Below are 15,938 nucleotides of genomic sequence, written 5' to 3'. Positions count from 1 at the left end.
GATGTCTGCTGCCCTGCCGCGCGTCGCGTCCGTCCCGCGCCCCGAGTACCCGCGGCCCGACCGTGACCGGTCCGACCGCTGGGTCCCGCTCAACGGCACCTGGGAGCTCGACCTCCCCGACGGCACCGTGCCCGTCGTCGTGCCGTTCGCGTGGGAGACGGCCGCGTCCGGCGTGGCCCGCACGTGGCTGGAGCGCGCCACGTACCGGCGGACGCTGAGCGTGCCGGCCGCGTGGGCCGGGTCGCGCGCCGTGCTGTGCTTCGGCGCCGTGCACCACCGCGCGGTGGTGCGGGTGGACGGGGTGCCGGTCGCCGAGCACGTCGGCGGGCACACGCCGTTCGAGGTCGACCTCACCGGCGTCCTCGCGGCGGGGCCGACCGGCGTGCTGGAGGTCGACGTGGAGGCGCCCGCGGACAAGCGCGCGATCCCGCACGGCAAGCAGCGCTCGATCCCGCGCGACGACTACGACGGGGTGTCGTTCACGCCGACGTCCGGCATCTGGCAGAGCGTCTGGCTGGAGGCGCGCGGCCGCACCCACGCCGCGTCCGTCGCGGTGCGCGGCGACTCGCTCACCGGGTTCGACGTCACCGTCACGGTCGCGGGCGACGCCCCGGCCGGCGCGCGGGTGTCCGTCGAGGTGGCCGAGGGCTCCGCAGGACGCGAGGGCGTCGACCTCGTGGCAGGCGCGGACGGCGTCGCCCGCGGCCGCGTCGAGCCGGCCGACCCCCGGCTGTGGAGCCCCGCCGACCCGCACCTGTACGTCCTCGCGGTCACCACCCGCGCCGACGGGGCGCCCGAGGAGGACGCCGACACCGTCCGGGTGACCGCGGGCCTGCGCCGCGTCGAGGTCCAGGGCGAGCACCTGCTGCTCAACGGCGAGCGGCTCTACGTCACCGGCGTCCTCGACCAGGGCTACTGGCCGCGCACCGGGCCGACGGCCCCCGACGAGGCCGCGCTGCTCGCCGACCTCGAGCTCGCGCGCGACCTCGGGTACACGCTCGTGCGCAAGCACATCAAGCTCGAGGACCCCCGCTGGCTGCACGCCGCCGACCGGATGGGGATGCTCGTCTGGGCGGAACCGCCGGCGCCCAGCCGGTTCAGCGACGCCGCCGCCGCCGCGTTCGAGGCGCAGCTCGCCCCGATGGTCGAGCGCGACGGCAACCACCCGTCCATCGTGATCTGGGGCCTGTACAACGAGGAGTGGGGCCTCGACTGGGACATCCCCGGCTCCCCTGCGCGCGCGGAGGCGGCGGCCCGCGCCTACGACCTGCTGCGCACGCTCGACGACACCCGGCCCGTGGTCGAGAACTCCGGCTGGTCGCACGTGCGCACCGACCTCGTCGACTGGCACTACTACGACGAGGACCCCGCCGCGTGGGCGGCGAACCTCGCGGCGCTCGCGGACGGCAGCCGCGAGGACTTCCCCGTGAAGCTCGGGCCGGACTTCGTGGTCGACAAGTCGCTGTACGGGTCGGCGGCGTTCCCCCGCGGGGGCGTGCCGGTGCTCAACAGCGAGTACGGCGCCGGGTTCACGTCGCTGGAGCGCGGGTGGCACCTGCGGTGGCAGACCCAGGAGCTGCGCCGCCACGACCGGTTCGCCGGCTACGTCTACACCGAGCTCACCGACGTGGAGCACGAGATGGCCGGCCTGCGGGACGCCGACCGCCGCCCCAAGGACCTCGGCGGCGTCGACCCCCGCGACGTCAACGCGCCCACCACCCTCGTGATCGACCTGGTGCCCGCCCACGCCGGTGCCGACATCCCCGTGCCGACGGCGCCGCTGACGCTCGACGTGCACGTGTCGCACCACGGGCCGTCGCCCGTGCTGGGGCGGGTGCGCGCCGCCTGGGTGCCGGCCGGGACGCCGTTCGGTGCCGAGCCGGTGCCCGCGCAGGCGGAGTCCGAGCCGGTGAAGGCCGAGCCCTGGGAGCTCAGCGCCGCCGTGCGCGTCACCGTGCCGGCCCCTGGCGACGCGCCCGCCGCGCGGCTGCACCTGTGGCTGGAGGACGAGGACGGGCAGGTGCGCGCCCGCGCGTACGTCGACGCGGCGCCGGTCGAGGCGCCGAACCGCCGCGGGGCGCGCACCGGCGGGTGACCGCCGCCGGCTGAGCGCTGGGCCCCTGGCGCGACCTCTCACGACCGGTGGGAGGTCGCGCCGAGGGCTGCGCCGTCCCTGGCTACGGTCCGTCGGGTGGCCTTCCCCCTCGACGACCCCGACGCCGCCATCGAACGTGTCCAGGCCGACGTCCGGGCCGCGCAGGAGCGCGCCGCCCTGGGGGTGGCCGTCGCCGTCGCCGCACGGCTGCTGGAGATGTCGCCGACCGATGCCCGGCGTCACTCCCGGCCGGTGCCAGAGGTCGATGCGTACTACCTCTGGAAGCCCGTGCGTGGGGGAGGACAGCTGCTGGTGCACCGGGACGGTTCGCTGCTGTTCGGCGCATCGGTGCTGACCTTCGACCAGATGGTGACCGCGTCGGCCGAGGGGCGGCGGACCGACCCGTCCGCCTGGGAGTGAACGGCCGGACTCGACGAGCGATCAGGGGCCGGGGCGGCGTGGTGTGCATGCCCTGACCGGGGCTTCTTCAGGGAGCTCCGGCACGGGGACCCTGAGGGCCCGAGCGTCCACGACGCCGTCGTCGACCCGCTCGAGCCTGACGTGCGTGAGGCAGTCGCCCGATATCTCGAGCAGGGAAGCGTCATCGTCGCGACGACGGCGCGTGCCGACGACGCCATCGAGCCGGTGCACCGCGACGTGGCGGGGATCAACGTGCTGTCGGACGGCGAGTTCGTGTGGTCGGAGGACCTCGCCTACTACGTCCGCCGATACGGTGCGCGCGTTCCGGACAAGCTTCTCTCTCGCGCGCGAGCTGGTGCGCCGCCCCGGCTCAGCCCGGAGGCGACCACCGCTGTCGCCAAGCGGTTCGCCCCGCCGCCGCCACTGCCGTAGCGGATGGTCGTCGACAGGCGTGACCCCGCACAGCGGCGCGATCGTGTCAGCTCTCGGGCGCTGGCAGCGCTGCGCGAGGAGCGCTTGCGCGCTGGGTGCCTCGATGGGCTGGACTTCCACGTCGTCGACCGCAGCGCGCCGGGTGTTCTTCGAGGAACTGGCTCGGCTGGCCGGCGGTCGCGGCCGAGCGCCAAGCCCCTCGGTACCGTGACGCGACAGGTCCGAGGCTCAGAGGAGGACTACACGTGACCAGCACCCAACCGTCGGCCGGCGGCGGCATCGTGTCCGTTCGCGCGCTGGACCCGGCCAAGCACGGCGTGGTGGTCGCCCGCCTGGACCGTGACTCGGGCTTCCTCGACCCGGAGCGCCGCTCGCTGCGCAACGGCCCCGTCCGGCTGGATCGGAAGGCCGTCGCCGTGCTCACCTCCGACAAGCGGCGGACGGAGCTGATGGTGTCCCGCGGGATCGGCTGGACGTACGCAGTGGTCCCGCTGATCGAGGTGCACGGAGGCGCGGTCGTGGGCGTACCCGCGGAGGTGGCGCGCGCGTTGGCGAACGAGCTCAGGGTTCGCGGGGTAAAGGAGGCGACGGCGGTGACCGCTCCTCTGCTGGCGCACGCCGAGCACCTGGACGCAGGCGAACCGGTGAGCTCATCTCCGCTCGGCAGGTACATGGGGCTGGGGAGCGGGGGCGTCATCAGCTCGCTCGGCGGCTTCTGAGCTCGGGCAGCTCGATCGCGGCACTCAGGAGAACGCGCGAGGAGCGCGTGCGGCTGCGCGGGACGGAGGCGCCCGAGCTGCCAGTTCTCCGCCGCAGCACGGACGGGACCCAGATCGTGCGGATCGATCCGCTGACCGACGAAAGACGTGGTGATCTACCCGTGACCTCATCCGACTCCGACACGCTGAGCGAAGCCGTCGTGGCCTACCTCGGGTACAAGCGCGAGCGTTTCCCGCGGGTCGATGCAGAAGCCGCCGATGCGGTCGCGGTCCGCAGGGGGAGTCCCTCCAGGACATCCACCGTCGAGCAGATGGTCGCCGAGTCGCTCGCCCTCCCGGTGGAGTGGTCGCGCACCAGTCTGGGAGACGCAGGACGGCAGGTCGCCGCCGAGATGAAGCGTCGCCACCCGGGTCTCTCGGACCTCGCGGCCGACGCACTGGGATGGAAACTTCACGTTCCAGTGGCGCTGAGCGGTGTGGACGAGCGCCGTGCCGTCACCACAGGGAAGGGATCCTGGCCCGGTCTCCCGGAAAAGATGGATGTGAGGGCCTCCGCGTCCGGTCAGGCGTCCGCGCGCTGCCGCACCGGGCCGGTGCTGCCCCGCACCACGAACGCGACCGGCGGCAGCAGCGGCTCCTCCGGCTCCCGGCTCTCCACGACGGCCACGAGGGTGCGCGCGCACTCGCGGCCCCAGGTGATGACCTCCTGCCGCACGGTGGTGAGCGGTGGGACGACGTACTCGGCGAGCGGGACGTCGTCGAAGCCGACCACCGAGAGGTCGTCGGGCACGCGGACGCCCCGGTCGGTGGCGACGGAGATGCCCGCGATCGCCATGAGGTCGTTGGCGTAGACGACGGCCGTGGGCGGGTGGGGGAGGTCGAGCAGCTCGTGCGTCGCGCGCGCCCCGGACGCCCCGGAGAAGTCCGCGGTGACGACGAGCCCGGCGTCCAGCCCGAGCTCGGCCATCTCGGCCGCCCAGCCGCGCCGGCGGACCTCGGAGTGGACGTAGCCGTCGGCACCGGCGACGTGCGCGATCCGGCGGTGGCCGAGGGCGTAGAGGTGGCGGACGGCGCGGCGGACGCCGGCCTCGTCGTCGACGCTCAGGGGGCGCGGCCGGCCCTCGACGGGCGCGGCGGGGCCGACCAGGACGTACGGCACGCCGAGCCGGTCGAGGGTGTCGGGCCGCTCGTCGTCGGTGCGCAGGTCGGTGAGGAACACGCCGTCGACCCGCGACTCGCGGGCGAACTGGTGGTAGGCGGCGCTCTCGGACTCCTCGCCGTCGACGACCTGGAGCATGAGGGCGTAGCCGCACGACGACAGGGCGCTCTCGACGCCGGCGACGAAGTGCGGGAAGAACGGGTCGGTGCTGAGCAGCTCGGGCTCGCGGCGGATGACGAGGCCGAGGGCCTGCGCGCGGCTGCGGGACAGTGCCCGCGCCCGGGAGTCGGGCCGCCAGTCGAGCTCGCGGGCGGCCTCGAGGATGCGGGTGCGCGCCGCCTCGCTGACGCCGGGACGCCCGTTGAAGACGAACGACACGGCGCTCTTGGAGACGCCGGCGCGTTCGGCGACGTCGCCGATGGTCGTGCGGCGTCCTCGGGGCTCCGGCCTCGTCGCGCGCGCGGCCGGGGTGCCGGTCACGGCGCCGGCGCCTGGTGCGGGTTCTGCGTCCACCGCCGCATCGTAGCGCACCTCCTTCTCACCGGTTTAGTAAACCGGAGCGCCCGCTTCGCGCCGATCGTCCCGGATCGCACCCCGCACGAACTGATGGTTGACCATCGTCGTTCAAACCGGTTTACTAGCCGCAGCCCGGTCACGACAGACCGGCGCTCCGGCCGCGTCGAGGCGCCCGGAGCACGGGGGGACCACGGGTCCCGGGAAGCGAGGAGCGACGCGATGAAGCGTGGCGCACGAATGGCAGTGCTGACGGCGGCCGCAGCGGTGGTGGTGCTCCCGCTGACGGCGTGCGGATCGGGCGACGGCGACGACCAGGGGGCGGGCTCGGGGACGGGCACGGGGCCGATCGACATCTGGTACTCCACCAACGAGCAGGAGATCGCCTGGGGCGAGCAGGTCGTCGAGGCCTGGAACGCCGACCACCCCGACGAGCAGGTGACCGCCCAGGCGATCCCCGCCGGCAGCTCCTCGGAGGACGTCATCTCGGCGTCGATCACCGCCGGCAACACGCCGTGCCTGGTGTTCAACACCGCGCCCTCGGCGGTCCCGGGCTTCCAGAAGCAGGGCGGCCTGGTCGACCTGTCGACGACGTTCGACGACGCCGAGGACTACATCACCGGGCGCTCCGGCGCGGCGGCCGACGGGTTCCGCAGCGCGGACGGGGACCTCTACCAGCTCCCCTGGAAGACGAACCCGTTCATGCTCTACTACAACAAGACGGTGTTCGAGGCCGCCGGCCTGGACGCCGAGGACCCGCAGCTCGAGACGTACGACGACCTGCTGGCCGCCGCGAAGGCGATCAAGGACTCGGGTGCCGCGGACTACGCGATCTACCCGCCGGCCACCGCGGACTACACGAACGTCAACTTCGACTTCTACCCGTTCTTCCTGGCCAACTCGGGCGGGACGCAGCTGATCGAGGACGGCGAGGCCACCTTCGCGAGCGACGAGGCCCTGGAGACGCTCGAGCTCTGGCAGACGCTGTACGCCGAGGGCTACGCGTCCGCCGAGGCGTACAGCGGCGACATGTGGGCCGGTCCGTTCGCGGACGGCGTCGCGGCCATGGGCATCGCCGGGCCGTGGGGCGCCGGGCAGTTCGACGGCAAGGTCGAGTACGGCACGGTGCCGATCCCGACGCACGACGGCACGCCTGCGGACCAGACGTCGACGTTCGCCGACTCCAAGAACGTCGGCCTGTACTCCTCCTGCGAGAACCAGCAGACCGCGTGGGAGTTCCTCAAGTTCGCGACGGACGACGAGAACGACCTCGCGCTGCTCGAGACGACCGGCCAGTTCCCGACGCGCACGGACGTGCCGGAGCTCGCCGCGGACTTCCTGGCGGAGAAGCCGTTCTTCCAGTCCTTCGCGGCCGCCGTGCCGCTCGCCGTGGACGTGCCCACCGTCGACGGCCTCGCGGAGAAGATGCAGGTGTTCCGCGACGCGTGGGGCGAGGCGGTCCAGTCCGGCTCCGGCGACCTGCCCGGCGTGTTCGGCCAGGCCGCCACGACCGTCGACGGCCTGTCCGGCTGACCTCGGCGGATCGGACATGACCACCCTCCGCGACGACGCCGTGCGGTCGCCGGCCCGGACCACGGGCAGCCGTGACCCGGGCCGGGGCCGCCCGGCCCGGGGCCGGCGCCTGCAGCGCTGGCTCGGTGAGCACCCGCTCGGGGTCCTGCTCAGCGCCCCGTACACGGCGTTCGTCGTCGTGGTGTTCCTGGTGCCGTTCGGGTTCGGCGTCTGGATGTCGGTGCACGACTTCTTCTTCACTGCACCCGGCGTCCAGGTGCCGCACCCGTTCGTGGGCCTGGACAACTTCCGGCAGGTGCTGGCCGACCCGGCGGTGCGCCAGGCGTTCGGCAACCTGCTCGTGTTCCTCGTCATCAACGTGCCGCTGACGGTCGTCCTCGGCCTGCTGCTGTCGACCGCGCTGGACGCCTCGACGCGGTGGAAGGGGTTCTTCCGGGTCGCGTACTACGTCCCGTACGTCACGGCCTCCGTGGCGACGCTCGCGTCGTGGATCTTCCTGTTCAGCGGCAACGGGGTCGTCAACCGGCTGCTCGGCAGCCTCGCGCCGGACCCGACGTGGCTCGCGAACGCCGGCCTGATCATGCCGCTCATCGCGGTGTACGTGACCTGGAAGAACCTCGGGTTCTACGTGCTGCTGTACCTCGCGGGGCTGCAGAACGTGCCGCGGGAGCTGCACGAGGCGGCGGAGGTGGACGGCGCCGGGGCGTGGCGGCGGTTCCGGTCCGTCACGCTGCCCGGCGTCCGGCCGGTGACCTCGCTCGTGGTGCTGCTGTCGATCATCACGACCGGGCAGATCTTCACCGAGCCGTACCTGCTCACCGGCGGCGGTCCGAACGGGGCGTCCATGACCCCCGCCCTGCTCATGTACCAGAAGGGCATCCAGCAGGGGCAGCCCGACGTCGCCGCGGCCATCGGCATGATCCTCGTGCTCGCCGTGATGGTCGTCTCGCTCGTCTCCCGCCGGCTCACGGAGAGGAAGGGCTGATGGCGACCACCACGACCCCCACCACGGCCGCCACGACCACCGGGCGGGCCGCCGCGGACGGGCGGGACCGCGTGCGCCGCCGCGTCCTGGCGGCCGGCCGGTTCGTCGTGCTGGCGATCGGGGCGTTCCTCGCGCTCGTCCCGTTCTACTCGATGGTCGTCGGCGCGCTGCAGGACGAGCGGGACACGAGCCTGCTGGGGATGCTGCCGCTGCCGGGCAACCTGACGCTCGACAACTTCGCCGGCGTCAACCGGTCGATCGACCTGCTGCAGTCGCTGCTCAACTCGCTGATCATGACCGCCGGCGTCGTGGGGTGCACCCTCGTGCTCGGGCTCATGGTCGGGTACGCGCTGTCCGTGCTGTCGTTCCGCGGCCAGGGGCTCGTGTTCGCCCTGGTGCTGCTGGTGCAGGCGATCCCGTTCCAGCTGCTCATGGTGCCGCTGTACGTGATGGTCGTCCGGTACTTCGGCCTCGCGGACAGCTACCTCGGGATGATCCTGCCGTTCGCGGTCAACTCGGTGGCCGTGCTGATCTTCCGGCAGTACTTCCTGCAGATCCCGCGGGACGTGTTCGACGCGGCCCGCATCGACGGAGCCCGCGAGCTGCGCATCATGACGTCCATCGCCGTCCCGCTGGTCCGCCCCGCGATCCTCACGGCGATGCTCGTGACCTTCATCGGGCCGTGGAACGAGTTCCTCTGGCCGTTCCTGGTGACGAAGGACGCGTCGATGCAGCCGCTCGCCGTCAGCCTCGCGAACTTCTCGCAGGCCAACTCCACGTTCCAGGACAACCCGATGGGCGCGGTCCTCGCGGGGGCGTGCGTGCTCGCGGTCCCGGCCGTCGTCCTGTTCCTGCTGTTCCAGCGGCACTTCACGTCCGCGAACCTCGGCTCGGCCGTCAAGGGCTGAGCCCGCCCGGCGCCGCCCGCACGTCCCGCCCGCACGTCCCGCCCGCACGTCTGCACGCCCGCACCAGGGCCACCGCCGTCCTCGGCGTGCGCCCACAACCTCAAGGCAAGGTCATGACCCAGGTGAACCCGACCGCATCCGTCCAGACGGTCCCCTACGCGCTGCGTCGCGTCGGCACGATCATGGAGCCCGAGCCGGGCAACCCGCTCGAGGTCGAGGGCGTCCTCAACCCCGGCACCGCCCGGGGCCCGGACGGCGAGCTGTACCTGTTCCCCCGGATGGTCGCGGAGGGCAACGTCTCCCGGATCGGCCGGGCCCGCGTCGTGGTGACCGACGGGGTGCCGACCGGCGTCGAGCGGCAGGGCGTGGTCCTGGCCCCGGACGAGCAGTGGGAGCACGGCACCCGGAACGCCGGCGTCGAGGACCCGCGCATCACGTTCGTGGAGCCGCTCGGCCTGCACGTGATGACGTACGTCGCGTACGGGCCGCTGGGGCCGCGTCCCGCGCTCGCGGTCTCCGAGGACACCGTGGCGTGGCGGCGGCTCGGCCCGCTGCGGTTCGGGTACCAGCCCGAGCTCGGCACGGACCTCAACCTGTTCGCGAACAAGGACGTCGTGTTCTTCCCCGAGGCCGTGCCCGGCCCGGACGGCCGCCCCTGGCTCGCGCTGCTGCACCGGCCGATGTGGGACCTGGACTGGCTGCGCCCGGGCGAGGGCGCGCCCGCCCCGCGCGGCATCGAGGACGACCGGCCGTCGATGTGGATCGGCTTCGTCGACCTCGACGCCGTCCGGCGCGACCTGTCCGCGCTGACGTCGGTGACCCACGCGTCGATGGTCGCGGCGCCGGAGATGCCGTACGAGGAGTCGAAGATCGGCGGCGGTCCCGCGCCGATCCGGGTGCCGGAGGGCTGGCTGGTGCTGCACCACGGCGTCACCGGCGCCGACGTCAAGGGGTTCGAGCTCGCCTACGGCGCGCGCTACACCGCCGGCGCGATGCTGCTGGACGCCGCCGACCCGCGGCGCGTGCTGGCCCGCACGGCCGAGCCGCTGCTGGTCCCCGAGACCGACGACGAGCTCGAGGGCACGCTCGGCAACGTGGTGTTCCCCACTGCGGTCGAGCAGGTCGGCGCCCGCCGGTTCGTGTTCTACGGCATGGCGGACTCGCGGATCGGCGTCGCGGAGCTCGTCCGCGCCGACGGCGCCGGCAGCCCCGACGGCGCCGAGAGCTGACCGGGGGCCCGACGTGTTCCTGCTCGACAACCCGGTGCGGCGCTACCCGTGGGGCTCGACGTCGCTCGTGCAGCAGCTCCTCGGGCGTCCGCTGGACGGGCGCCCGGTCGCGGAGGTGTGGATCGGCGCCCACCCGGACGACCCGTCCGTCGCGGCCGCCCCCGGGCGCCGGGTGCCGCTCGACGTGCTCGTCGCCGGGCAGCCCGAGGCGGTGCTCGGGCGCCGGGTGCTCGCGACGGCGGGGCCGCGGCTGCCGTTCCTCACCAAGATCCTGGCGGCCGCCCACGCGCTGTCCGTCCAGGTGCACCCGACCGCCGCGCAGGCCGAGGCCGGGTTCGCGGCGGAGGAGCGCCGGGGCGTCGGCCGGGACGCCCCGGAGCGGACGTACCGCGACCGCTCGCACAAGCCCGAGGTGCTCTACGCGCTCACGCCGTTCGAGCTGCTCAGCGGGCTGCGCGAGCCCGAGCAGGCGGCGAAGCTGGTCGCGGAGCTCGAGGTCCCCGCCCTGGAGCCCCTGGTCGGCCTGCTGCGCGACGACGCGCCGGCGGCGGGGCACCGCGCGGCGCTGACCTGGCTGCTCCACCAGCGCGGCCCCACGCCCGCCCCCTGGGTGGAGGAGGTCGCCCGCGTCGCGGAGGAGGCCGTCGGCACGCGCCCGGAGGTCCGGGTCGTGCGCGACCTCGCGCGGCAGTTCCCCGGGGACCCGGCCCTGGTCGCCCCGCTGCTGCTCAACTTCGCGCGGCTCGAGCCCGGGCAGGCGCTCTACACCGGCGCGGGCACCCTGCACGCCTACCTGAGCGGGATGGCGGTGGAGGTGATGGCGGCGTCGGACAACGTGCTGCGCGCCGGGCTCACCACCAAGCACGTCGACGTCGACGAGCTGCTCGCCGTCACGGACTTCACCCCCCGGCTCACCGGGTTCCTGCGCCCGGTGCGGGTCGCGCCCGGCGCGGTGGACTACGTCCCGCCCGTCCCGGACTTCGCGCTCAGCGTCCTCACGCCGCGCGCGGGGTCCGTCGTCCCAGGGCCGGACGACGGGCCGCGCGTGGTCGTGTGCACCGCGGGCGAGGTCCGCGTCGAGGCGGGCGACGTCCGGGGGCTCCGTCCCGGCGACGCCGTGCTCGTGCCCGACGTCGACGGGCCCCTGACCGTCTCGGGCGACGGGACGGCGGTGGTCGCCGCCGCCTGACCGGCGCGCCCCGCGCCCGCCCCCGAGCGCAGCACCCCCGGCCACCGCACCACCGCACCACTGCAGCACCCGCACCGGGCCCCCTGACCGGTGCGTCTCGAGCCACATCAGCGAAGGAGCTGGACGTGAGACACCTCAGAGCAGTGATCGCCCTCGCCGTCGCCCTCGTGCTGGGCGGCGGCGGACTCGCGGCGGGACCGCGCGCGGCTGCGGCCGACCCCGCCGAGGACCTGGACACGATCGTCTCCCGCCTCGAGGAGTACTACCTCGGGCAGGGCGACGAGATCATCATCGCGAACGGCATCTACCTGGCGCGGACGTCCGAGGCGCTCGAGTACGCCGCCACCCAGCGGGCCGACGGGTCGTGGGCGGACGTGGACTACGCGGACCGCACCAGCTCCGCCAACGGGTCCGTGTGGTCCGCGTACACCGCGCTCTACCGGATGCTCGCGATGACCCACGCGTACCGCGACCCCGACGCGGAGGGGTTCGAGGACCCCGCGCTCGTGACCGCGGTCGAGCGGGCGCTCGCCTACTGGGACGTCGCCGACCCGGGGAACACCAACTGGTGGGAGACCGAGATCGGCGAGTCGATCGCCATGGGCCGGATCGCGATCTCCCTGGGTGACGTGCTGAGCGAGGACGCGATGGCCGTCGCGCTGGAGCACAACACCGGCAAGCTCGACCCGGTCGGCGCGAACGGCGCCTGGCGCACCACCAACTACCTGTTCGAGGCGATCGCGACCCACGACCTCGACAAGATCCGTGCCGGGTTCGACACGATGGTGCAGACCGTCGCCGTGGACGACTCCGGGACGGTGCAGGAGGCCGTGCAGCCGGACGCCAGCTTCTGGGCCCACGGCGCCCAGCTCTACAGCGAGGGCTACGGCATGGTGCTGTTCACCAACGTGGCGCTCTGGGCGGACGTGTCCCGCGGCACGAGCCTGGCGTTCAGCCGCGAGCACCTCGACACGATCGCGTTCTACATCATCTCGGGCACCCGCTGGATGATCCGCGGCGAGATCGGGATGCTCTACCTCAACTACCGGCAGCCCAAGACGGTCGACGGGATCACGAGCCACGCGTCGGAGTTCATCGAGCCGCTCACCCGCATGGTGCGGACCGACCCGCTGTACTCCACCGCGTACCGGGCGGTCCTCGACGGCATCCGCGGCGAGACCCGCACCAACGGCGTGACGGGCGACAGGTACTTCTGGCGCTCCGAGTTCGCGTCCCACCTGCGCGAGGACTACGGCATCTTCACGCGGCTGAACTCCAGCCGCACGGTCGGCAGCGAGTACCGGTCCACGTTCCGGCCGTCGGTCGGCAACGAGATCGTGTGGAACTCGGCCGGCGCCACCGCGATCCAGGTGAACAACCGCGAGTACCTCGACCTCGGCCCGACGTTCGACTGGTTCCACTACCCCGGGGTGACGGCGCCCTACGTCAAGGAGCAGACGCGCGGCTCGACCGGCAACGGCGGCAGCTTCACCGGCGGCGTCTCGGACGGCACCTACGGCGCGAGCGTCTACACGCTGGACCGCGCCGCGACGACCGGCAAGAAGAGCTACTTCACGTTCGACGACGAGATGGTGGCGCTCGGCACCGGCATCGCGTCCACCTCGGACGCCCCGGTGCACACCACGGTCAACCAGGCCGTCGCGAAGCCGAACGCCTCGGTCGGCGGCGTGCCGGTGGCTCCCGGGACGGACGGCGCCACGGTGGAGGGCCCGACGTGGGCGTACAACGACGAGGTCGGGTACGTCTTCCCCGCCGGGTCCCGGGTGCAGGTGTCGGACAAGACCCAGACGGGGAGCTGGATCGGCGAGGACCCGGTGAGCCGTGACGCGTTCACGCTGTACGTCGACCACGGGGTCCGGCCCACCGACGCCGGCTACGAGTACGTCGTGCTGCCCGCCGCGGAGCCCGCGGAGGTCGAGGCGTACGCCGCCGACCCCGCGGTGGAGGTGCTGCGCAACGACGGCGCCGTCCAGGCCGTGCGCCACCCCGGGCTGCACCGCACCATGGCGACGTTCTACGAGCCGGGGACGCTCGACCTCGGGGACGGCCGCGCGCTCACCGTGGACCAGCCGGCCCTCGTGATCCTCGACGAGTCCGGGGACGTGCCCGTCGTCAGCGTGGCGAACCCGAGCCGGCCCGGCCTGGTCGTCCGGGTGGGCCTCACCGGCCCGGACGCGTCCGCGCACGGCACGTTCGGGCTCGGCTCGGGCGCGGACCTGGGCCGCACGGTGACCGCCGCGCTGACCGCCGGGGACGACGCGGCGTCGCCGTACACGGCCAGCAGCGCGCAGGCGGGGCACGCGGCGGCGCTCGCCGGCGACGGGGACGAGGGCACGTCGTGGCGGTCGCAGGGCGACGGCACCGCGTGGCTCGCCCGGCAGCTGGAGCACGGCTCGTTCGTCACCGGCGTCACGGTGACCTGGGGCGACGCCCCCGCCGGCCGGTTCCTGCTCCAGACGACCGCCGACGGCGTGACCTGGACCGACCACGCGCTCACCCAGGACGGCACCGGCGGCACCACGCGGATCGCGATCGAGCCGACGGCCGCGACCGCGGTCCGGCTGCTGCTCCTGGACGGGCCGGGCGACGGCTACGAGGTGCGGGAGCTCGCGGTGGACGCGAGCGTGAACCTCGCGCTCGGTCGCGGGGTCTCGGCGTCCGGGACGTCGAGCGGCGCGGCGGGGAACATCACCGACGGCAGCACGACGACGCGGTGGAGCGGCAACCTGTCCGACGGCGCGTGGGCCCAGGTCGACCTGGGGTCCGTCCAGCCGGTCGGCACCGTCCGGCTGTGGTGGGAGGCGTCGTACGCCCGGCAGTACCGGATCCAGGTCTCCGACGACGGGTCCGCGTGGCGCGACGCGTACGCCACCCCGGCGGAGGGCGGCGACGGCGGCGTGGACGTGGTCGGCCTCGACGAGCAGGCGCGCTACGTGCGGATGCAGACCGTGCAGCGCAGCACGACCCAGTACGGCGTCTCGCTGTGGGAGCTGGAGGTGTTCCCGGACTCCGCGATCGCCGAGGCCCCGCCGGTGGCGGCGGTGCGGGAGAACGTCGCGCTCGGGCGGCCGACGACCGCGGACTCGCAGTACAGCGCGCAGCTCGCGCCGGGCAACGCGACCGACGGCAACGCCACCACCCGGTGGGCGTCGCTCCGCCAGAACGCGCCGTACACCACCGAGCGCTGGCTGCAGGTGGACCTGGAGTCGTCGCGCACCGTCAACCAGGTGGTGCTGACGTGGGAGTCGGCCACGTCGGACGACTTCCGCGTGGAGGGCTCCGACGACGGGCAGGAGTGGCACGAGCTCGCCCGGGTCCAGAAGACCTCCGCCGAGCTGCGCAACGTCGTGGACTTCCCGGACGCGGAGGTCCGGTACCTGCGGGTGATCGGACTGCCCGTCACCAGGTACGGCCTGTCCCTGTTCGAGCTCGAGGTCTACGGCGGCTACAAGCTCGGGTGCACGGCGCCCGCGGTGGGGGCCGACCGCGACTCCACGGCCGTCCTGGGCGCGTCGATCACGCCGGCCGAGGCCGACGACGTCGTGTCCGCCGCATCGCTCGACGGCGCCGTCGCGTCCGTCGTGGGCACGCCGCGGGTCGACGCGGACGGCCGCATCGAGGTCGACCTCGCCACCGGCGGCTCGGGCAGCACGGGGGTGCTCCTCACCCACGCCAAGGGCGACGAGCTGGTGTGGTGCGCGGTGAGCATCGCCGTCGCCACCGGGGAGCTCGAGGACCTGGTCGCCCGGGCGGACGCGCTGGACAGCCGGCAGTACACCGCGGACAGCTGGGCGCCGCTGCTGCCCGCGCTCGAGCACGCCAAGGCGCTGCTCGCGACCGACGGCACGACGCAGGAGGACGTCGACGCGGCCGCCGCGGCGCTGGGCACGGCCCTCACGGGCCTGGTGGAGCTCCCGCCGGCCGACACGACGGCGCCCGACGTCACGATCGCGGCGGACGGCCGGGTGGTGACCGTGACGGCGTCCGACGAGGGCGGGTCCGGCGTGGCCTCGGTCGAGCACCGGCGGGGCACCTCCGGCGCGTGGACGGCGTACACGGGGCCGGTGACCGTGCCCGGCACGGACGCCGTCACCGTCCAGGCGCGGGCGACCGACGGGGCCGGGAACGTCTCCCGCGTGGTCGCCGTGGAGGTCGCGGCCGTGGAGCCGGGGCCGGGGGAGAGCCCCGGACCGGGCGAGGAGCCGGGGCCGGGCGAGGAGCCGGGGCCGGGCGAGGAGCCGGGGCCGGGCGAGCAGCCCGCGCCCGGCGAGCAGCCCGCGCCGGCGGTGACGGTCTCGGCCGCCACGGTGCGTCCCGGGGACCGCGTGACGGTCACCCTGGCGCACGTCCCCGGCGACCAGGCCGAGATCGGCGTCGCGTCCACGTACCGGCGCCTCACGGTCACCGCCCTGGTCGACGGCGCCGCGAGCGTCGTGGTGACCGTCCCGACGGACCTGCCGGCGGGTGCGCACCACCTGCAGGTGCGGGACGAGACGGGACGGGTCCTCGCGGAGACGCCGCTCACGGTGGTCACCGGCGGCGGGCCGCTCGCCGTCACCGGTGCGGACGTGGTGCTGCCGCTCGCGGTGGCGCTCGCGCTGCTCGCCCTCGGCACGGCGCTCGCGGTCCGGGCGCGCCGGCGGCGGGCCTAGGACCCGGGGACGGTGCGGCTGCCGACCGGGCCCGCACCGTCCCCGGGCGCACCTCCGGTTGCCGCGCCCACCCGCCCGACGGA

11 protein-coding genes are annotated in these 15,938 nt (G+C 74.1%); 10 read left to right on the top strand and 1 reads right to left on the bottom strand.

Features of this window, described 5'->3' with window-relative positions; all coding sequences use genetic code 11:
- Nucleotide 1 precedes the first annotated feature (1 nt).
- From P9841_RS07145 to P9841_RS07130, 4 genes are all read left to right on the top strand, one after another.
- A complete protein-coding gene (locus P9841_RS07145; protein ID WP_283321367.1) occupies nucleotides 2-2,095 on the top strand; it encodes a glycoside hydrolase family 2 protein in 2,094 nt (697 codons plus the stop codon).
- 96 nt (nucleotides 2,096-2,191) lie between these two features.
- The gene (locus P9841_RS07140; protein WP_283321366.1) at nucleotides 2,192-2,515 is read left to right on the top strand and encodes a hypothetical protein; all 324 of its coding nucleotides are present in this window, start codon (nucleotides 2,192-2,194) and stop codon (nucleotides 2,513-2,515) included.
- Nucleotides 2,516-2,656: 141 nt separating this feature from the next.
- Entirely contained in the window at nucleotides 2,657-2,947 is a 291-nt protein-coding gene (locus P9841_RS07135) for a hypothetical protein (RefSeq protein ID WP_283321364.1), read from the top strand.
- A gap of 245 nt (nucleotides 2,948-3,192) precedes the next feature.
- Nucleotides 3,193-3,666, top strand: a complete 474-nt coding sequence (locus tag P9841_RS07130; RefSeq protein WP_283321362.1) for a hypothetical protein — start codon at nucleotides 3,193-3,195, stop codon at nucleotides 3,664-3,666.
- Between the two features lie 562 nt (nucleotides 3,667-4,228).
- On the opposite strand, the gene P9841_RS07125 is transcribed toward P9841_RS07130, so the two are convergent.
- A complete protein-coding gene (locus P9841_RS07125; RefSeq protein WP_283321360.1) occupies nucleotides 4,229-5,338 on the bottom strand; it encodes a LacI family DNA-binding transcriptional regulator in 1,110 nt (369 codons plus the stop codon).
- A gap of 240 nt (nucleotides 5,339-5,578) precedes the next feature.
- Between P9841_RS07125 and P9841_RS07120 the strand changes: the two genes are divergently transcribed.
- The 6 genes from P9841_RS07120 (at nucleotide 5,579) to P9841_RS07095 (ending at nucleotide 15,855) form a co-directional block, all read left to right on the top strand.
- Entirely contained in the window at nucleotides 5,579-6,871 is a 1,293-nt protein-coding gene (locus tag P9841_RS07120) for an ABC transporter substrate-binding protein (protein WP_283321359.1), read from the top strand.
- Between the two features lie 16 nt (nucleotides 6,872-6,887).
- Nucleotides 6,888-7,856, top strand: coding sequence for a carbohydrate ABC transporter permease (locus tag P9841_RS07115; protein WP_283321358.1), 969 nt, complete (start codon nucleotides 6,888-6,890; stop codon nucleotides 7,854-7,856).
- Complete coding sequence (locus P9841_RS07110; RefSeq protein ID WP_502848644.1) at nucleotides 7,856-8,764, top strand: carbohydrate ABC transporter permease; 909 nt, start codon at nucleotides 7,856-7,858, stop codon at nucleotides 8,762-8,764. Before P9841_RS07115 ends, P9841_RS07110 begins: the two co-directional genes overlap by 1 nt.
- 122 nt (nucleotides 8,765-8,886) lie before the next feature.
- Nucleotides 8,887-9,993 carry a glycoside hydrolase family 130 protein gene (locus P9841_RS07105; protein WP_459349073.1) on the top strand — a complete coding sequence of 369 codons (1,107 nt, stop codon included), beginning with the start codon at nucleotides 8,887-8,889 and terminating at the stop codon, nucleotides 9,991-9,993.
- Nucleotides 9,994-10,006: 13 nt separating this feature from the next.
- Nucleotides 10,007-11,182 (top strand): mannose-6-phosphate isomerase, class I, encoded by a 1,176-nt coding sequence (gene manA / locus P9841_RS07100; RefSeq protein ID WP_283321355.1) that lies wholly within the window; start codon nucleotides 10,007-10,009, stop codon nucleotides 11,180-11,182.
- 125 nt (nucleotides 11,183-11,307) lie between these two features.
- Nucleotides 11,308-15,855 carry a polysaccharide lyase family 8 super-sandwich domain-containing protein gene (locus tag P9841_RS07095; protein ID WP_283321354.1) on the top strand — a complete coding sequence of 1,516 codons (4,548 nt, stop codon included), beginning with the start codon at nucleotides 11,308-11,310 and terminating at the stop codon, nucleotides 15,853-15,855.
- Nucleotides 15,856-15,938: the final 83 nt, after the last annotated feature.

Source organism: Cellulomonas sp. ES6, from assembly GCF_030053835.1.
GTDB lineage: Bacteria > Actinomycetota > Actinomycetes > Actinomycetales > Cellulomonadaceae > Cellulomonas.
Note: the sequence above shows the minus strand (reverse complement) of the source record. Positions and strands in the feature narration are given on the sequence as shown.